The sequence below is a fragment of the Pedobacter xixiisoli genome, from assembly GCF_900215335.1.
GTDB classification, from domain to species: domain Bacteria; phylum Bacteroidota; class Bacteroidia; order Sphingobacteriales; family Sphingobacteriaceae; genus Pedobacter; species Pedobacter xixiisoli.
The window spans coordinates 1,215,761-1,238,832 of sequence record NZ_OCMT01000002.1; the positions used below are offsets into that span (position 1 = coordinate 1,215,761).

The window sequence follows — 23,072 nt, forward strand, 5'->3', positions numbered from 1 at the left end:
ACCTAAATATCTATATTTGTATATGGAGGCAGTAGAGAACAAACAAAGCTTAATAACCAGACTGAAAGTCAATAGCACTAAACTAAAATCGTTTGGCGTGGCTAAGCTTGGAATTTTTGGTTCTTTTGTTAAAGATTATCCAACTCCAGAAAGCGATGTAGATTTTTTGATAGAGTTTGCCCCTCATCAAAAAAACTATGACAACTTCATGAATCTCTCCTTCTTTTTAGAAGAACTTTTAGGCAGACGCGTAGAGATTGTGACCCCACAATCATTAAGCAAACATATTGGACCTCACATTTTAGCAAGCGCAGAATATGTTGCCCTCTAATCTAGAATTGCTTAGACACATTTTAGATGAAACAACATTCATCTTAAATGCTGTAGATGACAAAAATGATGAACAAATTGTAAATGATCCGATTTTATCTAGAGCAATCATTAGAAGTTTAGAAATTATTGGAGAAGCAAGCACCAAAGTAGACGTTGATTTCAAAGCTATTCATCCTCAAGTAGAATGGCGAAAAATGTCAGCAACAAGAAATAGATTAATCCATGATTATTTCGGAGTTGATTACGATATAGTGATCGATATTATCAAAAATAAATTACCGAACCTTCAGCATGACATTTCTCAAATTATTTCTGACTCAAAGGAATAATTAAAAATCCAGCGGCCCCAACCTACGCATATTTCGCATAATCAGATATTTCCGATGCTGGATATAACTTGTTGCCTTGTTTGGGTTCCAACGTAATGGATTTGGGAAACATGCAGCCAATAAAGCTGCTTCAGAACGGCTCATTTTCTTACAAGAATGGCCATAATATCTCTGAGATGCAGCTTCGGCACCGTAAATACCATCACCCATTTCAATTACATTCAAGTATACTTCTAAAATTCGCTCCTTGCTCCACAATACTTCTATCAGTAGTGTAAAGTAAGCTTCAAAAGCTTTTCTTATATACGAACGTCCAGGCCATAGAAACACATTTTTAGCCGTTTGTTGGGAAATGGTGCTGCCCCCTTTGATTTTTTTAGTCTTCTTTCCCTTCTTCGCATTGCTTTCGTAAGCTTTTTCCATCGCTTTCAAGTCGAAGCCCATGTGCTTAAGGAAAAGTTGGTCTTCGGCAGATACCGCGGCACGTTTCATGTTATCCGAAATATCTTCAAACTTCACCCATTCCTTTTTAATTTTGGCAGGTTTATCTTCAGCTTTGCGTTCCCAATTACGTTGCACCATTAAAAAGGTAATTGGCGGGTTAATAAAGCGATAAGCTAAAACCCAAATCACAGAGAACATAAAAAACCACAACAGTACTTTTCCTACTACAATAGCTATACGTTTAAATAAAGAATTTTCACTTTTTGATTTGGTTGATTTGCGAGCCATTAATACAAAGGTAGAATTTTTGGATTAAAGGTGTTATTCATTATTTGAAAAGCAATGACAGTACTGCTATTGAGGCTTACTCCCGCCAAACGCTTTACTACGTGCTCGCTTATGTCGGGTTTAAAATGCAAGTGTTGTGCACAGGTTTAAGTTAATTAAACCCGATTGCAGCGAATGCCGATTTTATCGGCAGAAGCGGAAAGCGGGACTACAATTGCCATGGAACACCAGCAAACATTTTCAAAAAGAAGGCAAACTAATGAACCGATGACTAATGAACTATTGAGCTAATAATCGTAAATTTGGCAATGCTAAAAAAAGAACGTTATCAGCATTTTGTTGAGCATTTTTCTACCAATCAGCCGCATGCCGAAACTGAATTGCATTACAATAATCCTTACCAATTATTGGTTGCGGTAATTCTATCCGCACAATGTACCGATAAACGTATTAATCAGGTAACTCCGGCTCTTTTTCAGCGGTTTCCCAATGCAAAAGCATTAGCAGAAACTACTCCGGATATTGTGTTCGATTATATCAGAAGTGTAAGCTACCCAAACAATAAAGCCAAACATTTGGTAGGCATGGCCAATATGCTGCTAAATGACTTTAATGACGAAGTGCCCTCTGACATAAAAGAGCTACAAAAAATGCCCGGTGTAGGCAGAAAAACGGCTAATGTAATTGCTTCTGTAGTTTATAATGAACCAGCAATGGCTGTAGATACGCATGTATTTAGAGTAGCCAACCGCTTAGGTTTAACCAAAGGAAAGACGCCTTTGGCTGTAGAAAAAGATTTGGTAAAACACCTCCCAGAGCATACCATAGCAGTGGCGCACCATTGGTTAATTTTGCATGGCAGATATATTTGTGTGGCTCGCAGTCCAAAATGCGATATTTGTGAATTAACTTACTTTTGCCAATACTTTGAAAAACAGCAAAAAGCTAAAAATATGAGCAAAACATAAAGGAGTAAAAAATATTTCTAAAAACATTTGCACTTAATGAAAACATTTTGATATTTTTGCTAAAATTATTAGTTAAAAATAATTAAATATTTGCCGAAACCTATTATTATATTTATTACCAGAATTTAAAAGACATGAATCCAAATACAGAAAAATTAAAAGCATTACAGCTTACCTTAGATAAACTTGAAAAATCCTACGGTAAAGGTTCTATCATGAAGCTTGGCGACCAAGCTGTAGAAAAGATGGACGTTATTTCAACTGGTTCTATCAGTTTAGATATTGCTTTAGGTGTAGGCGGCGTACCGAAGGGTCGTGTTATTGAAATTTATGGCCCTGAATCTTCTGGTAAAACTACTTTAGCTACACACATTATTGCTGAAGCACAGAAAAAAGGTGGTATCGCAGCTATTATTGATGCGGAACACGCTTTTGATAAATTTTATGCGAAGAAATTAGGTGTTGATACTGATAATCTATTGATTTCTCAACCAGATAATGGTGAGCAGGCTTTAGAAATTGCGGATAACTTAATCCGTTCTGGCGCTATTGATGTAATCGTAATTGACTCTGTTGCTGCACTGGTACCTAAGGCTGAGATTGAAGGTGAAATGGGTGATAGTAGAATGGGCTTACAAGCTCGTTTAATGAGTCAGGCACTACGTAAATTAACTGGAACAATTTCTAAAACAGGATGTTGCTGTATCTTCATCAACCAATTGCGTGAAAAAATTGGTGTGATGTTCGGTAACCCAGAAACGACTACTGGTGGTAACGCACTTAAGTTTTATGCTTCAGTACGTTTAGATATTCGTAGAACTTCACAGATTAAAGATTCTGACGAAGTTTCTGGTAACCGCGTTAAAGTTAAGATTGTAAAAAATAAAGTTGCTCCTCCTTTCCGTTTAGCAGAATTCGACATCATGTTTGGTGAAGGTATTTCTAAAGTTGGTGAGATTATAGATTTAGGCGTTGACTTTGGTATCGTTAAAAAAGCAGGTTCGTGGTTCTCTTACGGAGAAACTAAATTAGGACAAGGTAGAGATGCGGTTAAACAATTATTATTAGACAACCCTGAGTTGGCAGAAGAAATTGAAACCCGTATTAGAGAAGAAGTAACTGGAGAACAGTTAGAAGAACAATAGCATTTATTACAATGCCAGGATATTAAAAAGGTCGCAATTTAAAAATTGCGACCTTTTTAATTATATACGTTCCTTTTTGATTTTGTTTCAAAACATCTTTAAAAATATCTCACAGGCTACTGGGCGAAAGATGTTTCGCCCCTACCCGTTATCGATGAAACCTAAATTGGCATTTACATATTGTGATTTGTTCACCTGCACTTTCATTTTCTTGAAAGTTTCTGCTGGTCCACTGGTAGCAAAAAGATTAACCAACCAAACAGGAATAGTACCTCCTGGATCTACCTCTAAGGTATAATCTATTTGCACTAAGTTATTTTTCACAGGAGTTAACACCCATTTACCGTTAGAGTGCGCTACCCTAACTATATGTGGCTTAACAGGTAGGTAATTGGCTTCTGTTGGACCATTAATGGTAACTACTTTGCTCTGCGCATCTTGAGTTACCTTTAAATGAGCAATAAAATCTCGATTATTTACTGGCCAAGGAATATCTACCTCAGAATAGTAATACAGTTCTGATGGTGAAACTTTTTTAAGCAAGAAGCTTGATTTAGTTCCATACACCCATTCTTCCCCAGCATTAACATCCATAATTAAAGCGACGACCTGAGAAAGCTTGGCAGGAAGACTGCATTTTACCCTAATGCCCTTTAAGCCAGAAGCAGAAACCGTTTTGGTATAAATATTTAGCCCATTCTTCGTACTCTTTAGCGTCCAATCAGTCTGAGCGTACAGAGATTGATGAAGCAAAAAAAGCATCAGTAGTAACAGACTTTTCCTATACATATTATTATTACCTAAAACTAGAAGCTTTTGGTGCGGCGGCAGGCATTTTCTCTTTCACAAAAGAAGAATCTAACCTAACAATGGTATAAGCAGCTATCACAGCACCGATTAATAACAGCACTAAGCCTATGTAATTTTTTCTCTTGTCTTGCTTAATTACCCAAATTAAAAATGCGATTAAGGGAATGGCTAGTAAGCCGAAAAAAATAAAACTAGTAGTTTGCATATATTCTAATATTAGAAATTCATTCTGGCCATTGGCGATACCTCTTGACCAACAAAATCATTTTGTAAAAACTTTTGATAGCCAGCTATTGCAATCATAGCCGCATTATCAGTACAATATTCAAATTTTGGGATAAAAACCTCCCAACCTAAAGTATCTTGCAAGCCTAACAATGTGTTACGCAGACCAGAATTTGCCGAAACACCGCCAGCAATAGCTATTTGATTGCAATTATACTGCTTTGCGGCCTTCTTTAATTTATTAAGTAGGATATTTACAATGCTGTGTTGTACGGATGCACAAATATCTGCCAGATTTTCTTCCACAAAAGATGGATTCTCTCTCTGACGGTCTCTTACAAAATAGAGTATAGCAGTTTTAAATCCACTGAAACTAAAGTTTAAACCTTGTATTTGCGGTTCTGGAAATTGATAGGCTTTCGGATTTCCTTCTTTCGCATGTTTATCAATCAACGGACCACCGGGATAAGGTAAGTTTAAAATTTTCGCAGTTTTATCAAAGGCCTCTCCTGCTGCATCATCTAACGTCTCTCCAACAATCTCCATATCAAAATAGTCTTTCACCAAAACAATCTGGGTGTGACCACCCGAAACGGTAAGACATAAGAAAGGAAATCTCGGTTTTGGCTCGTCAATAAAGTGCGCCAAAATGTGAGCTTGCATGTGATTTACAGAAATCAAAGGTAAATTTAATGCTAAAGCAAAAGATTTTGCAAAAGAAACGCCCACCAAAAGCGCTCCTAATAAGCCGGGACCTTGCGTAAATGCAACGCCTTCCAAGTCCTTTTTATCCACTCCTGCTATCGCTAAAGCCTGTTGCACAGCCGGTACGATATTTTGTTGATGCACCCTCGAGGCAAGCTCTGGAATTACACCTCCATAATTTTCATGAATTGTTTGGTTTGCAATAACATTGGCAGTAATTTTGCCGTTATCACAGATGGCAACTGAAGTTTCGTCGCAGGATGATTCTATAGCTAATATAATGGGCACGTACAAGAGATTTAAGCTACAAAATTATTAAAAAACTATTAAAAATACTTCTGTGGATTATCGCTTCAATCATATTGTTGGTTGCCGGCGTAGTTTTTTCCCTACAGTTTAAACCTGTACAGACGTTTGTAGCCAAAAAAGCCGCAGATTATCTTTCTAAAGAATTGAATACAACCGTTAAAGTTGGTGGGCTTTATGTAAGGCCTTTCAAATCTGTAGTGCTTGAAGAATTATTAGTATTAGACCTACAGAAAGATACTTTGGCCCATTTTCCAAAATTTCTGGTAGATCTTAACTATTTTTCTTTGAAAGAAAGAATAGTAGACATCAACACTGTTCAACTAAACGATGGAACTTTCTTTCTAAAAAAACAGACCGATGGGAATAGCAACTTGGATTTCATAATTGATTATTTTGATAGCGGTAAGCCAAAGACTCCTTCGAAAAAGAAAAAGTTTCAAATTCTCTTCGATAGGGTTATCATCAATAATCTTCACTTCAAATACAAAAACTTTAATGATAACGAAAAGGTTGATGGCGTAAATTTTGAAGATGTTGATGTTACCGAGATGAATGGCATATTCGAAGGTCTAGATACGAAGGACCACCTACTGCAAGCGAACATCAAGAACCTTACTCTAAAGGAAAAAAGTGGCTTTTATTTAAAAAACCTGAGCGCTTTTACTACAGTAGATAGTAATGCAATAGAATTAAAAAAACTACTTTTAGTCACCAATAAAACTCGCCTTACCGACTATTATCAAATGAAGTTTAAAAGCTTCCGAGATTTTAAGGATTACGAAAATAAGGTAAGGATGAAAGCCAATTTCGTAAATAGTCATATATCTTCCAGTGATATCGCTTTTTTTGCTCCTGCGTTAAAAAAGATGAAACTGGATATCGATATTGACGGGCAGATTACGGGTTTAGTAAATAATTTAAGAGCAAAAAAGCTATCAGTTAAGACTGGAAAAGCAACTTACATTAAAGGCGATTTCTCTATGAAAGGACTTCCCAACTGGGATGAAACTTTTATGGACATGAAGATTGAGCTTGCGGGAACCAACAAGAAAGACTTAGACGAAATTCTAACTGACCTTACCGGGAAACGCGTCAAATCAATTCCAGAAATTGTAAACAAGTTTGGAAATATCAACTTCAATGGGCATTTCACTGGTTTTCAGAATGATTTCATCGCCTATGGTGAGTTTAAAACCAAGTTAGGCCGTTTGAAGTCTGATGTAAACATGAAAATTGATAAAAAAGGCATTCCATCTTACTCAGGGAATGTAAAAACTTACGATTTTCATATTGGCGATTTACTCAATGAAAAATTATTAGGCAGAGTTACCTCTGAACTGAATATTAAAGGTAGAGGTACAGAAATCAAAGACCTAAACGAAGAGTTGAAGGGAAAGATCAGTTACCTAGATTTTAAAGGCTATCGTTACAGAAACATTGATATCAACGGTACTTTTGAGAAAAAATTCTTTGACGGAAACTTAAAAATAAATGATAAAAACGTACAATTAGACTTTGATGGCGGCGTAAACCTTAATCCAGAACTACCAGTTTTTAACTTTAAAGCAAACATCAGAAATGCCCGTTTAAAAACACTGAAACTTTACAAAGATTCCCTTAAAGTAGATGCAATTTTCAGCACCAATTTCTCCGGAACTAACTTAGATAATATACAAGGACGATTGCTGCTTCAAGAAATCACCTTGAACAATCTACGTGGAATCTATAAAATTGATTCTGTATTTTTAAATGCTCGAGGTACGGGGATGGATAGAAGTCTAAGCATCAATTCTGATATTCTGGAAGCAGGAATTAAGGGCCAGTATGATTTAGGAACCATTGTATCTTATTTTAAAACCATTGGAAAAACATACGTTCCGTCTCTAAAAACAGACATCTATAAATTCAAAACACAGGTATTTGATTTTAGGTTAAGGATAAAAAACTTCGAGCCTATTGCTGAACTGATTTCTCCGGGATTAGAAATTGACAAAGAATCCTTACTAGTAGGTGCTTTCGACTCTAGAAATAACACCGCTACGTTGGGTGGCGTAATTAAACGATTAAAGTTCAAAGGTATCGTTGCCAACAACGTTATTATCGACGAGAATACTTCGCCACAACAACTTACTGCCATTGTTTCTTCGGATAGAATAGATTTAAATGACAGCCTTTACATCAAGAACGTCAACATTTCTAATATTCTACGGAACGACAGTCTATCGCTAAACGTTAAGCTTTCTAACGCAGATGATGCCAACCAACTCGATTTAAACGGACTAGTTGAATTCTTACCTGATACCGCTAAAATCAGTATCCTCCCTTCTAACTTGAAAATAAACTATCAAGACTGGAATATTGAAGAAAAAGTACAAATTGGACTCAACAAAGGCAAAACAAAAATTGAAAACTTCTCGCTGAGCAGCGGTACACAGGAGTTAAAAATCAATGGAATTATTTCTGAAGATCCAACTGATGTGGTCACCTTAGCTTTAGAAAATTTTAATCTTAAAACGCTAAATCCGTTCTTCAAATCGGCAGGCGTTAATCTTGCTGGTGTAGCAAACGGAAAGACAATGGTCTACGGCTTATTAAAATCGCCTAAAATTTCAGACAGCTTGAGGGTTGATTCTTTAGGGTTTAATGGTACTTACATCGGCAGCTTAACCGATACTTCTTCTTTTAATAGTGATACCAAAATAGCTACGGTTTACGCTAAAATTGTGGCTGCCGACAGAGAAACGTTCAATATCACTGGAAATATCAATGCCGCAGAAAAGCAAATTGATCTTAATGTAAAATTAGATGACAGTGAGCTGGCCTTACTCACCCCTTTTGTGCGCAAGCTGGTTTCTAACCTAAAAGGAAAGGTATCTGCAGATTTATCGGTAAAAGGTCCTTTCTCAGAACCATTGATAAATGGCGATATCAATTTGGATAAAGCGCAGGTAACTGTTAACTACTTAAAAACAACTTACATTATAGACGACCAAGTAACGGTAAACAACAGTGCTATACAACTAAACAATTTAGTACTAAAAGACTTGGAGGGGCATACAGGAACAGCAAGTGGTTCGGTAGACCTAAAAAATATAGACAACCCTAACATTCAGGTAGAACTTGAGGCAAAAAATTTATTAGCGTTAAATACTACATCAAAAGATAATGCTGTTTATTTCGGGAAAGCCTATGGTACCGGTAAATTCTCTTTTAAAGGACCTACCAATGATATGTTTATTGACATTGATGCCAAAACCGAAAAAGGAACTGTATTTAGCTTACCATTAAACAGTTCTGAAACAATAACGGACAAAGACTTCATCACTTTTGTAAGTAAAGACACCACCAAAGTAGTTAAAAAAATATCGAGCTTCGAAGGATTAAGCATGAGATTTAAACTAAGCGTTGACCCAAATACTACAGTAAATATTTTTACCGTGTTAGGCAAGCTTAGTGGAACGGGAAATGCAGACTTAGAGCTCAATATATCTAAAGTGGGTGATTTTGAGATGAAGGGCGATTACATTATTGAAAGTGGTGTATTTGATTTTACGGCGAGAGAAGTAATCAATAAGCGATTTGAAATTAGGCAAGGAGGAACCATTAGGTGGACTGGAAACCCAACTAATGCGCAAATTAACCTGAAGGCCATTTACATGTTACGTGCAGCCTTGGGCGACCTTTATCAAGCTGCAAATAGAGATGCAAGTAGTAATGCTACACAAACTGCACAAACCGAGGTGGAAATGGGTTTAACAGGCTTATTAATGAAACCAGATATTAAATTGGATATTTTTTTCCCTGCCAATCCAGCTATCAAAGAAGAACTACAGTCTTATTTTAACGACGGAAACAACTTAAACACTCAAGCTTTAAGCTTAATTATACAGCGTAGATTTGCTCCTGGTACAGGTGCTGAGAATTTAAGTCAGCAATTAGGCTCGGTAGGCACAGGTACCGCAACAGATTTGATTTTTAACCAGCTGAACAATGTACTATCTAGCTTAAACTTAAACTTTGTAGACATTAATATTCGTTCGTTTAATGAAGCTAGTGCCTCAGCAAAGCTCTTCAATGACCGGGTAATTATTAGTGCTGGAATCACCGATATTAGCAAAAGTTCTATTGATAACTCTATCGGTTTTAGAAATGAGATTGGTCGTGAGGTAGAAATACTAGGCTTAATTAAAAAAGATGGCAGCTTAGTTGGTAAAATCGCCAATAAACCACCCACTATTCAAAGTATATTTGCCAACCCAGGTATAGATCCATATCGAAATGTATTTTCTTTAGGTTTAATTTATAACCAACAGTTCGACACCTTTACAGAGCTACTGAAAAAAATTTCGGGCAAATATCGCAGAGAGCAAAAGAAGAAAGACGCGGAGAAAGAAAAGCAGCGAATAGATAAAGAAGCGATTCTTACTGAGAAGAAGAAAAACCAAAACAAATAAGGGTATTTACAACTTTAGAATTACGACTGACGATTTCGACTACTAAAATATAAAAGCGCCAGAAGTAATTACCTCCTGACGCTTTTTAACCTTTTACTTTCTACTTTTAACTTAAAAAGTTAGCCCTTTAAAATCTGGTGTCCCATTTTATCTCTCTTAGCAATTAAGTAAGATTCATTGTGTTTGTTACTTTCTATCTCTATCGCTATGTTTTCTACAATTTCTAAACCGTAGCCAACTAAGCCAGCTCTTTTAGTTGGATTGTTGGACATCAGTTTCATATTGGTAATACCTTGCGCTCGTAAAATTTGAGCACCAACACCATAGTCACGTTCATCGCCTTTAAAACCAAGTTGAATGTTTGCTTCTACCGTATCCATACCCGCATCCTGCAAATTGTACGCATGCAGTTTGTTCACTAAACCAATACCTCTACCTTCTTGGTTCATATATACAATTAAGCCTTTACCTTCCTTCTCAATCATTTCCATAGCTCTGTGTAACTGTGGACCACAATCACAACGGCAAGAACCAAAAATATCTCCCGTAACGCATGAACTGTGAATACGTGTCAACACCGCTTCGCCCTCTTCCCATTCGCCTTTTGAGATAGCCATGTGCGTAGCACCGTTACTCAATTGCGTATAAGCAGTCATTTTGAAATCGCCCCATTGTGTCGGCAAATTCACCGTTACTTCTTCTTTAATTAAACTTTCTGCTGCTAAACGATAGGTAATCAAATCTTTGATAGAAATGATTTTTAAATCGTGTTGTTTAGCAATTAGCATCAAGTCAGGCAAACGAGCCATGGTACCATCCTCGTTCATAATTTCTACCAAAACGCCAGCAGGTTCAAAACCTGCTAAACGAGCAATATCAATGGTAGCCTCTGTATGCCCAGTTCTACGTAATACGCCTTCTTTTCTAGCCCTCAACGGGAAAATATGCCCAGGTCTACCTAAATCTTCTGGCTTAGTAGATGGATTTATTAAAGCCTGTACAGTCTTAGCTCTATCGTGTGCCGAAATACCTGTAGTACAACCTTGTCCAATTAAATCTACCGATACAGTAAATGGCGTTTGGTGTAAAACGGTATTGTTTTGAACCATTAAGTTCAATTCCAATTTATCGCACATTTCTTCGATTAGTGGAGCGCAGATTAAACCACGTCCGTACTTAGACATGAAGTTGATTACTTCTGGTGTTACATTTCTGGCAGCCGTTAAAAAATCACCTTCATTTTCACGGTCTTCATCATCAACTACTATGATAATTTTTCCAGCTCTTACATCGGCAAGTGCCTCTTCTATTGTATTTAATTTGATTTCCATTTTGGCAATAACAAAATGCATGGGATTTGCCCCACTTTTAATTTGAGTGCAAAGGTACAACCATTTTATGAGTTGTGGGTTATTAGCCACTAGTTTTTGACCTGTAAAGAACATTATGACATTGGAGAAGCAGTTTCCTAGTTTTAATAAATCAACAGTTATTATAATTAGCAAATAATTTGAAGAGCAATAACAGCTATTCCAAACTTCCTGTAGTCCTGCTTTTCATTATAGCCCTCGCTACACTACGTTTGCTCGGGGCTGCCATTTCAATCAGGTCTAATCGGCAAAATGAGGGGTGCTATTTAACGTTCCTAGCAAAAGCCTAGGTAAGCCAAACCCGATTGAAGTGGAAATACTTTTTTGACGCGTTATTTCGACCGCAGGGAGAAATCTGTTTTTTAGTAGCGCATAACTTGGAGATTTCTTACATGCGTTCGAAATGACGGCAGTAGAAGACAAAAAAGATTGAAACGTAAAGCGGGACTACCATTGCGATGGAAAACAGCCGCAGCTTTTTAAACAAATAAGCAAAAAACTAGTTTTTGGCTTCTATTTCTGTAGTTTTTTTACGCTTAAAAAGCTTTTTGAATAAGCCAACAATTAGTTGTTTGTAATAATCGATATCGAATAAGGCAGAATCTACCGTTGCTTTGTAAGTTAGGAAAGCACCTACTGGCGTGAGGATAATTACGGCCATCCACATTCCCGCAACAGGGTCTAAAGATCCTTCTTTGGCAGATTTCTCGGCTACTGTAGAAATGATATGGTAGAACAAAAAGAAAATCACTGCAATTACCACCGGCAAACCTAAACCGCCTTTACGAATGATAGCCCCCAAAGGTGCGCCGATAAAGAAAAGCAACAAGCAAGATACGGCTAAGGTATACTTACGCTGATACTCTATTTTCGCCCTTAAAACTTCCTTACTTCTAAACTCGTAATCTGCAAGCTGACCTTTGATCGTTTGCTTCAAAGCGTCTATTTGATCGTATGCACTTTGTAATGCCTGCGCTTTCTGATCTTTGGGGATAAAGCTAAGCACATCGCCTTTAAAGATCGTTGGAGGGGTTTTAACCTTGGTATATCCTTTTATATAACTACTTTGTTTAAAGTAATACTGTGCATTTGTTTGCAACGCCCTTCCAATACTATCCAAACCTTTTGTCAACGAATCTCTTCGGTGCAGCAACTCTTTACGGTTCAGCATAGGTGCATTATTCTTAAAATTTTGCTCCTCTGTACGTGTCATGCTTTTAAAACTACTGAAATCGAACTTAACTTCCGTTTGCTTAAAGCGCATCCTAGTTAACGACTGGCGAGGATTATAGCTACCGTTATTAGACGCAGCTTCTTGGTAACGAACGCCATTGACCAAGTTCAGCACCATGTAGTTACCATCTGAGGTTTTGGACATCTTCCCCTTTTCGGCCATAATAATTTGCGGAATACCAGTGTTACTTCCACTTTTATGATCATAAATCATGATGCCATAAAGGGAATCTACCGCTCCTTCGCCCTTGCGCTCTATACGCATAGAATAACCTGGAATGCTATTGTTAAACACTCCGGCTTTAATTAAAAAGGAAAGCTTTTTATTACGAACATCCCAGAGTAGCGAACCGTATTTTAAATTGGCCTTGGGCAGCATATAATCTGAAAAGAAAAAGGAGGCGACTGCTAAACCTACAATGAGAATAAGCAATGGCTGCATAGCTTTACGCAAAGAAACTCCCGCCGACTTGATGGCCACTAACTCATAATTCTCTCCGAGGTTACCGAAAGTCATGATGGAAGACAGCAAAATGGCCAACGGCAATGCCATAGCTACATTTGAAGCCGATGCGTACATCATCAATTCGGCTATAACGTACCATTCGAACCCCTTGCCTATTAAATCATCGACGTACTTAAACAAAAAGAACATCAACAGAATAAACATCACAATAAAAAATGTGACGGCAAAAGGTCTAATAAATGCCTTGATTAGCAGTAAATGAATCTTTTTCAACTATGCAAAGATAGGCGTTTTTTGCAGAAATTGGAGGCTTATACTTGGTAAGTTTTTTGTTTTAACGCTAGAAACATACACCTTTAACCGAGGCAAAGATGAAGTACTGCAATTTGATTTCGGAACTTAAGCTCCCAATACGCTCAGCAAATAAGTAATTTGATTATCCCAAATCTGTTTTCTTTCCTGCAAAGTGTCATCCGTAGCAAAATCGGTAATGGCCAAAGCTACATCGTTGGTTAGTTCGTCTTGTACAATCTCCATTTCGAAGTAGCAATAAGGTTCATCATCAACCCATCTAAACTTCACTAGTTTATTTTCTTTAATGCTAATGAGCTTCGCTTTTTGTATTTCTCCGTCCCAAGTAAAAGTATAAGTTTGGTCTCTAAATATTACATCATCTGCAAACCATTGCGACAAGCCGTTGGGCTCGTTCAAAAAACTGTATAATATACGTGGTGAAGACCTTATGGCGTATTCTAATGTAAATTTCTTCTTTTCTGACATCCTTACTTCTTTTTTAGTACTGACTATATTTTTCTAAAGAAAAGTAATTTCTTTTATAAAAGCAAAGTTTTAGAAATAAGTATTTTTTAAAACTCACAGCAGATAGATTTAAAGGTTTCACAAAATTTATTCCTACTGCAAAAACCTATAAAACAAGCACATCTGAATTAGTTTTATGGGAAATAAAAACCTTTGAAAATATTTTTCTTGTTTACTGGATTAAATCCTATATTTGCATCTCGAAAATCGGCGGGGTAGCTCAGATGGTTAGAGCGCAGGATTCATAACCCTGAGGTCGGCAGTTCGATTCTGCTCCCCGCTACTGGTTAAAAGCTCACAGCAATGTGGGCTTTTTTGGTTTTAAAGGAATAAGCATTTACTTTTCACCTTCAACAAAAAAGCGTCCCAATAAATGAGACGCTTCGTTTTATTCTTCCAAATATTTTACAGCAAATTCTACCCAGTCTTTTACCGATTTATCTAAATGGACATCGGGTTGGATCCCAATGTTATCTATCGGATACTCTGGCAAGCGCAAGGCTCTGTAAGTTGGCATTAGGAGTTGATAATTCGCACAACCAAAATCTATTAAATAAGCATTACCGTAATCTAATGCACCATAACTTGGTATGCCCATTAATTTTACTTTCTTGCTTTGCTTAGCGAGAAACAGGAAATATTCTGCAGAACTTCCCGTTCGTTTATTGGCTAGTACAACCACATTCTTTGGACTTTTCGCGGCAATTTCCACTTCTTGAATTTGAACAAGTTCCCCACCTCCATTAAAGTTTACAAACTTACCAAGCTGTTGTTTCAAAGTTGCAATATTCTTGTCGATTCCTTCTGTTGAAGCATTGGCATCAAGCGTTTTCTTGTATCGTTCCAAGTTGTCAATATATGTTTGGGTAGCTAAAAACTCTGCGCCGGTGTTGCGTATGTTTTTACCCATAATGTAGGGCAATAACTTTTTATAGGCATCGGTGGTACCCCCTGGATTACCTCTAAGGTCAACAATCAGATTTTCAGTATTTTCAAGCAACTCTTTATGCTGTTCAATAAGTTCATTTATTTCTTTCAAATATTGATATTCGAAACTAGGCAGCTTTAGAATGGTTGTTCTAGCAGTCAATTTTTTAATATAGAAACCTTCAAATTCTTTTAACCTAGCTGCAACTTTTGCCTCATTCACTTTCGATTTTGGCACTTGCTTTACCAAGGTTACACTTACTTCATCCAAAAAAAGCACACCTTCATCGTAATATTTATACGAACCCTGTTTTAAGCTCTTATCTAAGAGTGCGTACTCAAAATCTCCATTAGTTAATAGCTTAAATTTAATTTCTTTAGGTTTCCAAGAGATAGATTCGGCTTCTATAATAAAGCCAACATATTCATCTTTTCCGTTCTTTTTAATTCCTATTTTGTAGCCATCTGTTATCCAAACACCTTCTAAATGATCCTCTGAAGATTGAACCTTATCTTGAAAGTCTTTAATATCCACCGCAAAAGAAGCAACCGAACCAATTACACCTCCAGCAGCAAAGGGAGCGCCATTGGCACCTACCCACAAGTGCGGGTCTTTAAAGTAATCGGTGTATCTTTTTAAAAGTTGCCGACAAGTCAATTCGTCTGCTTTTTTAGCTTCAGCAATTAGGTTTTCTTTAAATCCATTGTATAAAAAGGCTTCTTTTGTTTTTGCGGAAAAGCCTGGATATTCGGTCTCTACTTTGGAGATTAGTTTTGTTAGGGTTTGCTCGCAATTACAGGCTGGCAGCTGTTGGGCAGACAGGGATTGGGCAAATAAGACAGCAATTAGGTAAAGTATTTTCTTCATATCAATTTCGATTACGCAACAAAAATAAGTTTAACGCTTTAATCAAAATTGTAAAAATGTAACCTGCTAAATAAACAGCCAGATATATCCTTTATTGGTATCTACTTTTTTAAAGAAAGCGTTTGGGCTAACTTTTGCCAACTGTTTAAAGTCTTTAATGAGATGTGACTGGTCGTAAAACAAGCTCTCGTAAGATAATTCCGTTAAGCTATCGGTCTCTTTTCGTTTTGCTATCGCATTTCTAAAACGGTGTATCTTTCTATATTCTGTAGGAGATTTACCTACCCCTTGAGTGAATAATTTGTTCAGGTATTGTCTTGAGAAATTATGTTTCTTGGCAATTCCGTCTATCCTCAGATCAGCTTCTATATCAATAATTACTTTTTCTAGCAACGATAACTCAACAGTACGAAGTTTTGAAAGCCAATACTGTTCTAGCATATCTCGTTGAAGCATTCTATCTTTTTGTTTTAGAACGGCAGCCATTGTCTCCTTGAAATCTGGAAAAGGATTAAAACATAAGGCACTTTTTTGCAGGATCAGCTCATCTGCGTTAGCCATAAAATGATGAATACCTAAGGGCTTGAAATAAATTGTAATTTCGTTGATGGCGCCTTCGCAATTAACTTCTATTGGATTTGTGTAACGCGAAACATAATTAGCTACTAAATTTTCGTGCTCGGATTCCTTAACCACAATTTTATTTTCTTCAACCTGTATATCGGCATTGGCATTTACCGAAACAATAAAAAAGTTATTTGGGAAAGTCCAATAATGTAAAGATGTTGGCTCTTCTGAAGAAGCAATAAAATAGTAACCTTCGATATATTTTTTCAAGACCTCGTTTTTTGGTCTATAGAATTCCATCTGCATCTTATCGCTAAACTGAAAAAGCTACTTTCTCAATATTTTATCCATTGCTTTTCCTCTTGCTAATTCATCAACCAGCTTATCCAGGTAGCGTACTTGCCTCATTAAGTCGTCTTCTATTTCTTCAATTCTGTAGCCGCAAATTACTCCTGTAATTTTTGAAACATTGGGATGAAGCTGAGCTTGGGCAAAAAAATCTTGGAAATTAGTTTTGTTATCGATATGCTGCTGTATCGCATTTTCGTCGTAACCTGTTAGCCAAGTAATCACCTCATTTAGTTCAGCTATCGTACGTCCTTTTTTTTCTAGTTTGGTGATGTAGTGCGGATAAACACTAGCAAAAGACATCTTGTAAACTCTTTCGTTGTTACTTTTCATACTAATTGCTCCTTAGACTTCAAATTTAGCTAAATTATTGAAGGCTTTAGTAAGCTTTAGTATTTCTAAGCTTCTTGCTTAACGACTTTGCTCTTCGCAAGTTTTAGCTCTAAGTTCGCTTTACTGGCGCTCACCACATTTAAAATTAAATCTCGGCTGGTTTTCTCTAGATTTCCGTAAGGAAGAACCACCCTTATTTTATTGCCATTATACTCGCCATTGTAAACCTGTACCGGCTTACTATCGGCAGTATCTAAAACCTTTACGTTATTACCTATTGGGTTAGGATTTAAACAAACCAGATTAACCTCCTTGATATCTATACCCTTAGCTTTCGAAACACAGGTGAGTTGGATACTTAAAGACGTTTCTGTTCTATACAGCACCGAAACTTCGGCTTGGCTTTCTTTGTTTTGAGCTTGGAAAGTAACTTTGTTTTTCTTTGAATTTACACAGGAAGTGATTAAAAATAAAGCATAAAAACATACGAGGTAGAGCGACGTTTTTCTTTTGGTAGACATGATGGGATTAAAAATTTTACTCTGTTAATTATTAAAAAGACTCAACTTATTTATGGCATCTATTTTTATTTAATTTGATGCTTTTCGAACAAGTTTAATCCAATAAAGAACGTTGAGCAAATATACGGCAATACTTAGGGTTTGGTTTGTCAAACCAAAGTAAACAAAAACTTAGCTATCTGATAACCTGCATATTGATACATTTTAAAGACAATTTTCCCTTTTGCGTTTGACTTATCTTTTTAATATTTCAACGTGATTCATCATTTTATTACCAGGCTAAAGCCTAAAGCAAATCAATTTCTTTTTGTAGATTTTCTCTCGCCTTAGATTCTAGTTTTTCATAGAAGTAGGCTGTTTTATAAATTCTCGGCATCGTTAAAAAATGCTTTAAAACCTTCTTTCGACCAACTTTATAAATCAAATTTGGAAATATTTGATATTCTTTTCTAACGCTCTTAAAATATGCAGCATAACTATCCCAATCCTGTCCTAAAATAGAAAGGTCTGCATCTGTAAAATAATTAGTATCGTGATTATTGCTAACAACATGAGATTTTGTTGCCAGAATTTGCTCCTTACATTCTTTGATGATAGCTAAGGGAATTCCAGCTTTTAGCATTCGATTTTCGGCTAGTTCAGCACTTTTTTCCTCATTATTTGATTGTGTAGCGCTGTAAATGATATCGTGATAATACAATGAAAACAAAATAACATCCCAGTTTTGCAATTGCGCTGCTATGGCTTCGAGCTGTGCCAGTAAATTTTCTAAATGAGTTAGAGAATGATAGTACCGCTGCTGCCCTGAGTACGCTATTTCTATCTCATCCCAAAGTTCTTCAATCAACTCGTTGTTAATAGTGTAGCGATTTAAAAGCGTGTAAAAAGTTTCCTTAAGTGCTATCATATCAAAGCTTTCCTGCAAGATAACAGGTCACTTTCAGATTTTAAAATAATAGTGGATTTACTTGATTAGATGCTATACCATCAAGACAGTAACATTTTAAGTTTAGCGAAAAGCTCCTTCGGAGGATAAGGCTTATACACCAATTCATCAAACCCTTGCTGAATCATATCTTCTCTAACAACGGTTACCGCAGAAGCCGTTAAGGCTACGATGGGTACACGCTGCTGTGCTCCCTCCAATTGTCTAATTTTCCTAGTTGCCTGATAGCCATCCATCACAGGCATGTGCAAATCCATTAGCACCAAATCGTAATCTCTTTCGATAGTTTGGTCGACCGCTACCTGTCCATTCTCTGCCACGTCGAAAGTTACGCCCCAGCGTTTCAACAACCTAGACACCAACATCACATTCACTTCGTTATCTTCTACCAAAAGTATGTGCTTGCCATTCAGCGAATCGTCTTCTGTGATCACAGTAGATTGTTGATGATTTTTAGGCACTAAAAAAGGAACGCAAACCGTAAATGTAGAACCTATGCCATGTTTGCTTGCCACGTCGATACTTCCACCTTGCAGTTCAATTAGTTTTTTAGAAATAGCCAAACCTAAGCCTGTACCTCCGTATTTTCTTGTCGTATCTCTGCTTCCTTGAGTAAAGCTTTCGAAAATCAAGCCTAGCTTTTCTTTAGCAATGCCAATACCCGTATCAGCTACCGAGAAAACAAGGAAATCTACTCTTCCCTCCTTTTTAGTTGTTAAACCTACTGTAATCGAACCTTTTTTGGTGAATTTTACTGCATTGGTCATTAAGTTGGTGAGCACCTGCGCCAATCGTGTACGATCGCCATTAACCCATTGGGGCACCTCCGAAGCAATCCTTACATTCAGTTCTACGTCGGTATGCTCTAACTGCCTTTTGAAATAGCCAAGTGTGTGTTCCAATAATTCCCGAATATTAATAGCCACTACTTCTAGTCCCAGTTTACCCGATTGGATCTTGTGGTAATCCAAGATATCATTGATCAAGTCCATCAAGTTATTTGCCGAAAACTTGAGAATATTTAAGGATTCAATTTGATGGGGCAAAGTCTCTCCCACTAGCAGAAGGTCCGTAAAACCAATAATGGCATTTAGCGGCGTTCTAATTTCGTGGCTCATGGTCGACAGAAATTCTGTTTTCAGTTTATCGGCATCTTCTGCCAATTCCTTTGCTTTAATCAAGTTGCGCTCGGTTTCCTTTCTTGCAGACACATCAAGGAAAGCGCCGTATAGTTTTACAGTTTTTCCATTTTCTTTCATAGGCTTGCCCATCATTCTAATCCATGTACGTTTATTTAAAGGATGATTAAAAGGTAATTCCAAATCAAAAGGTAGTCCTTCGTTAATGGCTTCGTCAATAGCACTCTTTAAAGTTAAAAGCGCTTCGGGAGTATAGCCCTGTTCAATTTGTTCAATATCGGCATCTGTGGCGTTCAAGGCACCGTGAATGCGGAAAGCTTCCTCAGACCAACGGGCTTTAATTTGGAGAACATCGAGTTCCCAAACGCCAATTTTAGCCATAGAAGCCATTTCCGTTAATATTTCACTAGAAGCTTGGAGCATAGTAGCGTTGTCCTTTTTCTTATCCAACAAACCACTAATCACTTTGTTTGAGTCTATAGAAGTGACGCTATTTACCAGAGAGGCAAGCCATAAGGCTGGAGTTTATTCTTTTGCTCTCATGTTCTCACCATCCTTAAAGTGTAGTCTTCTGAAAACAAATCCCGATAGGATGGTTAAACCTCCGATAACTAAAAAAGTATAGCGAAAGGCATTGTGAATTTCGTTGTGAATCAACTTCACATCGCCCTGAAAAACCTTTAAAACAATTAGGCCAAAGGCGATACCAAAACCGATGGCAAGCTGCTGGTTCACCGAAGCTAAGGAATTACCGCTACTGGTGTGATATTGTCGCAAATCGGCAATAGAAATGGAGTTCATTGCGGTAAACTGTATGGAGTTGAAAAAACCTAGCAAAGCGATGATTGGCATATACCAGTAAAACGAGGTTTGTATTACTGGAATGGCCATGCAACAAATTAATATTCCAATCATAAACGTATTGAACATTAAGGTTTTGCGGTAACCAAATTTATTGAGAATTTTGATGACATTAGATTTAGCTAACATGGCTGTAAGTGCCATTGGCGCCACAATCCAACCAGAGGTAACTGCCGACTGACCGTAAGCAATCTGTATCATCATTGGTAGCAATAAGGGCACCGAACTGATCCCTAAGCGAGTGGCCAAATTACCAACAATGCCCACTCTAAAAGTTCTAACTTTGAACAAGTTTAATGGGAAGATAGGGTTATTGTCTCGAGTGGCATGGCGATAATAGAAATATAACATTAAGAAGCCCAGAAAAAACACAGATAAAACTGGTGTCATGTGCGCCGTATTACCGAACATTTCTAACGCAATGGAAAGCAATAGAGAAGCCGCAGCAAAAATCAAAAAGCCTTTAAGATCAAAATCGATGATGTTTGAACGATAGTCGGGCATGTATTTGATACTTAAAACAATGCCAATTAACCCTATGGGAATGTTGATAAGGAAAATCCAGTGCCACGATAAATAATCTACCATATAACCGCCCACCAATGGCCCCAACACAGGACCAATTAATGCTGGAATAATGGCAAAGTTCATTGCTTTAAGCAGTTCGTTTTTGGGAAAAGTTCTAATGAGCGCCAACTTTCCTACGGGCGTCATTAAACTACCACCTATACCCTGTAGCACCCTAGCAAAAACCAACTGCGTTAAATTATGGGAAAGCGAACAAAATAAAGAACCTGCAGCAAATAAAATTAGTGAGGCAATAAATATTTTTCTGGTACCGAACTTATCTGCCAAAAAACCACTCACCGGCATAAATAGCGCCAAAGTTAGCACATAACTGATAATCGCATTTTGCATGTTTAGCGGCGATTCGTTCAAATCTTTGGCAATGGTAGGCAGTGATGTATTTAGGATGGTAGAATCCAACATCTGCATAAAGATGGACGTTGCCAGTATTACGGGCAGTAGTTTTTTCGTGGTGCTGGGTGGTGAAGTGGATTCTTGCATTATCTTTTATCCTTGACTGCGGCAGTAAAGCTACTAACTAAAGAAAAAAACAGATGTCTTTGTTTATTCAAAATATTGATTTTTTACATCTCCTAATCCTTGTTCAACATCGAATTTTGCTTGGTGTCTTTCATAAAAATATAAACAACCAACGAAAAAGCAATACAACCAGTAATGTACCAATAGTAATAATGTTCTACATGGTTTTGTTTAAACAGCAAAGCGACGTACTCTGCCGAGCCCCCAAAAATAGCCACCGTTAGCGCATAAGGCAAGCCCACCCCAAGTGCTCTAATATGCGTAGGAAACAACTCAGCTTTCACTACGGCATTGATAGAAGTATAGCCCGAAACAATCAACAAGGCAATAAGGAGATAAACAAAGGCTTCCCACATACCCGCTGCGTTACTTAATCCATTCAACAGCGGAACGGTAAGCAAAGTTCCAGCAATGCCAAAACCTAACAACAAAGGGCGGCGACCAATTTTATCCGACAGCAAGCCAAAAAGAGGTTGTATCAAGGCGAAAATAAATAAGGACAAAAACGAGATCAACGTTGCTTCTTGCTTGCTTAAATGCACCGTGTTTACCAAAAACTTCTGCATATAAGTAGTGTAAGTATAAAATGCTAAAGTACCGCCCAAGGTTAAACCTACTACGGTGATCAGTGCTTTAGGATGTTTCAACAATTCCCTAATCGAACCTTTTTTATCTTTCGCTTCATCAGCGGCTAATTTGTTTTTCTCGAAGGACGCGGTTTCGTGCAAACTAGACCTCAAGTAGAGCGCAATTACCGACAACATCGCCCCTATTACAAAAGGAATTCGCCAACCCCAATCGTGTAGCTGCGCCTCTGTTAGGATAAATTTCTGCAACACCAATTGGATGCCCAAAGCCATCAGCTGCCCGCCAATAAGCGTTACATACTGAAAGCTGGAATAAAATCCTCTCCTATCTTTTGTCGCCATTTCACTTAAATAAGTGGCCGATACACCATATTCTCCCCCCACACTTAAACCTTGCAGCAAACGAGCCAATAGTAACATAGCCGGCGCAAAAATCCCGACAGATTCATAAGTGGGCGTTATTGCGATTAATAAAGAACCAAAAGACATTAACAAAACCGAAACCGTCATCGCTTTTTTACGACCAATTTTATCGGCAACTGTACCAAACAGCCAACCTCCAATGGGGCGCATTAAAAAGCCTACTGCAAAAATACCGGCGGTATTAAGCAACTGCGCCGTTTGGTTTCCATTTGGAAAAAAAGAACCAGAAAAGTAAATGGCAAAAGCAGCGTAGGCATACCAATCGTACCATTCTACCAAATTACCTATGGAGCCACCAACAATGGCTTTGATACGATGACCAGTAGAAAGTTCTTTGTCTGTAGATTGAGTTATTTCCATTACTTATGCTGCTTCTAATCCGAAAGATACAATTATAGGGAATAGAAAACGATTAGCAGACCACGCTTAAATATTGTTCTGCGAGCAAATATCAACCAATCTCTTTTTTACTTATATTGATTCCTGTATTACCTACCATAATTACTGATTGGAGTTACACATGACAAAAGCGGTTATTTCTTTCTTT

20 protein-coding genes and 1 tRNA gene are annotated in these 23,072 nt (G+C 37.4%); 6 read left to right on the forward strand and 15 right to left on the reverse strand.

The annotated features are described in order from the left end of the window. Nucleotides 1-22: 22 nt before the first annotated feature. Together CRO54_RS11430 and CRO54_RS11435 are read left to right on the forward strand one after the other, a co-directional pair. The gene (locus tag CRO54_RS11430) at nt 23-331 is read left to right on the forward strand and encodes a nucleotidyltransferase family protein (protein ID WP_097132045.1); all 309 of its coding nucleotides are present in this window, start codon (nt 23-25) and stop codon (nt 329-331) included. Further along, a complete protein-coding gene (locus tag CRO54_RS11435) occupies nt 318-662 on the forward strand; it encodes a HepT-like ribonuclease domain-containing protein (RefSeq protein WP_171047882.1) in 345 nt (114 codons plus the stop codon). Before CRO54_RS11430 ends, CRO54_RS11435 begins: the two co-directional genes overlap by 14 nt. On the opposite strand, the gene mtgA is transcribed toward CRO54_RS11435, so the two are convergent. Then, nucleotides 663-1,394, reverse strand: a complete 732-nt coding sequence (gene mtgA / locus CRO54_RS11440; RefSeq protein ID WP_097132047.1) for a monofunctional biosynthetic peptidoglycan transglycosylase — start codon at nt 1,392-1,394, stop codon at nt 663-665. A 308-nt stretch (nt 1,395-1,702) separates the two neighbouring features. Between mtgA and nth the strand changes: the two genes are divergently transcribed. After that, nucleotides 1,703-2,362 (forward strand): endonuclease III, encoded by a 660-nt coding sequence (nth, locus tag CRO54_RS11445; protein ID WP_097132050.1) that lies wholly within the window; start codon nt 1,703-1,705, stop codon nt 2,360-2,362. 134 nt (nt 2,363-2,496) lie between these two features. Then, on the forward strand, nt 2,497-3,507 hold the full coding sequence (gene recA, locus CRO54_RS11450; RefSeq protein WP_097132051.1) for a recombinase RecA: 1,011 nt from the start codon (nt 2,497-2,499) through the stop codon (nt 3,505-3,507). A 141-nt stretch (nt 3,508-3,648) separates the two neighbouring features. On the opposite strand, the gene CRO54_RS11455 is transcribed toward recA, so the two are convergent. The 3 genes from CRO54_RS11455 to tsaD are packed head-to-tail and all read right to left on the reverse strand — an operon-like array spanning nt 3,649 to nt 5,535. Then, nucleotides 3,649-4,296 (reverse strand): START domain-containing protein, encoded by a 648-nt coding sequence (locus tag CRO54_RS11455; protein WP_097132053.1) that lies wholly within the window; start codon nt 4,294-4,296, stop codon nt 3,649-3,651. Between the two features lie 7 nt (nt 4,297-4,303). After that, on the reverse strand, nt 4,304-4,522 hold the full coding sequence (locus CRO54_RS11460) for a hypothetical protein (protein ID WP_097132055.1): 219 nt from the start codon (nt 4,520-4,522) through the stop codon (nt 4,304-4,306). An 11-nt stretch (nt 4,523-4,533) separates the two neighbouring features. Next, complete coding sequence (tsaD, locus tag CRO54_RS11465) at nt 4,534-5,535, reverse strand: tRNA (adenosine(37)-N6)-threonylcarbamoyltransferase complex transferase subunit TsaD (protein WP_097132056.1); 1,002 nt, start codon at nt 5,533-5,535, stop codon at nt 4,534-4,536. Nucleotides 5,536-5,612: 77 nt separating this feature from the next. Between tsaD and CRO54_RS11470 the strand changes: the two genes are divergently transcribed. After that, nucleotides 5,613-10,010, forward strand: coding sequence for a translocation/assembly module TamB domain-containing protein (locus tag CRO54_RS11470; protein ID WP_240775087.1), 4,398 nt, complete (start codon nt 5,613-5,615; stop codon nt 10,008-10,010). A gap of 119 nt (nt 10,011-10,129) precedes the next feature. Here CRO54_RS11470 and CRO54_RS11475 read toward each other — a convergent pair whose 3' ends face one another. From CRO54_RS11475 to CRO54_RS11485, 3 genes are all read right to left on the reverse strand, one after another. Then, the gene (locus CRO54_RS11475; RefSeq protein ID WP_097132350.1) at nt 10,130-11,341 is read right to left on the reverse strand and encodes a bifunctional 3,4-dihydroxy-2-butanone-4-phosphate synthase/GTP cyclohydrolase II; all 1,212 of its coding nucleotides are present in this window, start codon (nt 11,339-11,341) and stop codon (nt 10,130-10,132) included. Between the two features lie 538 nt (nt 11,342-11,879). Then, complete coding sequence (locus CRO54_RS11480; RefSeq protein WP_097132061.1) at nt 11,880-13,352, reverse strand: LptF/LptG family permease; 1,473 nt, start codon at nt 13,350-13,352, stop codon at nt 11,880-11,882. A gap of 126 nt (nt 13,353-13,478) precedes the next feature. Next, the gene (locus CRO54_RS11485; protein WP_097132062.1) at nt 13,479-13,859 is read right to left on the reverse strand and encodes an START-like domain-containing protein; all 381 of its coding nucleotides are present in this window, start codon (nt 13,857-13,859) and stop codon (nt 13,479-13,481) included. Between the two features lie 248 nt (nt 13,860-14,107). Here CRO54_RS11485 and CRO54_RS11490 point away from each other — a divergent pair. Further along, nucleotides 14,108-14,181: transfer RNA gene (locus CRO54_RS11490), tRNA-Met, on the forward strand. Between the two features lie 105 nt (nt 14,182-14,286). On the opposite strand, the gene CRO54_RS11495 is transcribed toward CRO54_RS11490, so the two are convergent. The 8 genes from CRO54_RS11495 to CRO54_RS11530 form a co-directional block, all read right to left on the reverse strand. After that, nucleotides 14,287-15,693 carry a S41 family peptidase gene (locus CRO54_RS11495; RefSeq protein ID WP_097132064.1) on the reverse strand — a complete coding sequence of 469 codons (1,407 nt, stop codon included), beginning with the start codon at nt 15,691-15,693 and terminating at the stop codon, nt 14,287-14,289. Between the two features lie 66 nt (nt 15,694-15,759). Beyond that, the gene (locus CRO54_RS11500) at nt 15,760-16,530 is read right to left on the reverse strand and encodes a helix-turn-helix domain-containing protein (RefSeq protein WP_171047883.1); all 771 of its coding nucleotides are present in this window, start codon (nt 16,528-16,530) and stop codon (nt 15,760-15,762) included. Nucleotides 16,531-16,587: 57 nt separating this feature from the next. Beyond that, nucleotides 16,588-16,941 carry a DUF2200 domain-containing protein gene (locus tag CRO54_RS11505; RefSeq protein ID WP_097132067.1) on the reverse strand — a complete coding sequence of 118 codons (354 nt, stop codon included), beginning with the start codon at nt 16,939-16,941 and terminating at the stop codon, nt 16,588-16,590. Nucleotides 16,942-17,006: 65 nt separating this feature from the next. Beyond that, complete coding sequence (locus tag CRO54_RS11510; RefSeq protein WP_097132069.1) at nt 17,007-17,462, reverse strand: hypothetical protein; 456 nt, start codon at nt 17,460-17,462, stop codon at nt 17,007-17,009. Nucleotides 17,463-17,748: 286 nt separating this feature from the next. Continuing rightward, on the reverse strand, nt 17,749-18,309 hold the full coding sequence (locus CRO54_RS11515; RefSeq protein WP_205943972.1) for an HD domain-containing protein: 561 nt from the start codon (nt 18,307-18,309) through the stop codon (nt 17,749-17,751). A 140-nt stretch (nt 18,310-18,449) separates the two neighbouring features. Continuing rightward, on the reverse strand, nt 18,450-19,997 hold the full coding sequence (locus tag CRO54_RS11520; protein ID WP_144371968.1) for a PAS domain-containing hybrid sensor histidine kinase/response regulator: 1,548 nt from the start codon (nt 19,995-19,997) through the stop codon (nt 18,450-18,452). A gap of 75 nt (nt 19,998-20,072) precedes the next feature. After that, nucleotides 20,073-21,476: a DHA2 family efflux MFS transporter permease subunit gene (locus CRO54_RS11525; protein ID WP_097132075.1), complete on the reverse strand. Its 1,404-nt coding sequence runs from the start codon at nt 21,474-21,476 to the stop codon at nt 20,073-20,075. Between the two features lie 92 nt (nt 21,477-21,568). Then, nucleotides 21,569-22,885: an MFS transporter gene (locus CRO54_RS11530; RefSeq protein WP_097132077.1), complete on the reverse strand. Its 1,317-nt coding sequence runs from the start codon at nt 22,883-22,885 to the stop codon at nt 21,569-21,571. Nucleotides 22,886-23,072 lie beyond the last annotated feature (187 nt).

Excerpts from the sequence above, each read along its gene's own strand:
- CRO54_RS11530 (WP_097132077.1), bottom strand. The coding sequence starts at position 22,885 with ATGGAAATAACTCAATCTACAGACAAAGAACTTTCTACTGGTCATCGT.
- CRO54_RS11495 (WP_097132064.1), bottom strand. The coding sequence starts at position 15,693 with ATGAAGAAAATACTTTACCTAATTGCTGTCTTATTTGCCCAATCCCTG.
- mtgA (WP_097132047.1), bottom strand. The coding sequence starts at position 1,394 with ATGGCTCGCAAATCAACCAAATCAAAAAGTGAAAATTCTTTATTTAAA.
- recA (WP_097132051.1), top strand. The coding sequence starts at position 2,497 with ATGAATCCAAATACAGAAAAATTAAAAGCATTACAGCTTACCTTAGAT.
- CRO54_RS11485 (WP_097132062.1), bottom strand. The coding sequence starts at position 13,859 with ATGTCAGAAAAGAAGAAATTTACATTAGAATACGCCATAAGGTCTTCA.
- CRO54_RS11505 (WP_097132067.1), bottom strand. The coding sequence starts at position 16,941 with ATGAAAAGTAACAACGAAAGAGTTTACAAGATGTCTTTTGCTAGTGTT.
- CRO54_RS11455 (WP_097132053.1), bottom strand. The coding sequence starts at position 4,296 with ATGTATAGGAAAAGTCTGTTACTACTGATGCTTTTTTTGCTTCATCAA.
- nth (WP_097132050.1), top strand. The coding sequence starts at position 1,703 with ATGCTAAAAAAAGAACGTTATCAGCATTTTGTTGAGCATTTTTCTACC.
- CRO54_RS11435 (WP_171047882.1), top strand. The coding sequence starts at position 318 with ATGTTGCCCTCTAATCTAGAATTGCTTAGACACATTTTAGATGAAACA.
- CRO54_RS11475 (WP_097132350.1), bottom strand. The coding sequence starts at position 11,341 with ATGGAAATCAAATTAAATACAATAGAAGAGGCACTTGCCGATGTAAGA.
- CRO54_RS11510 (WP_097132069.1), bottom strand. The coding sequence starts at position 17,462 with ATGTCTACCAAAAGAAAAACGTCGCTCTACCTCGTATGTTTTTATGCT.
- CRO54_RS11430 (WP_097132045.1), top strand. The coding sequence starts at position 23 with ATGGAGGCAGTAGAGAACAAACAAAGCTTAATAACCAGACTGAAAGTC.
- CRO54_RS11525 (WP_097132075.1), bottom strand. The coding sequence starts at position 21,476 with ATGCAAGAATCCACTTCACCACCCAGCACCACGAAAAAACTACTGCCC.
- CRO54_RS11460 (WP_097132055.1), bottom strand. The coding sequence starts at position 4,522 with ATGCAAACTACTAGTTTTATTTTTTTCGGCTTACTAGCCATTCCCTTA.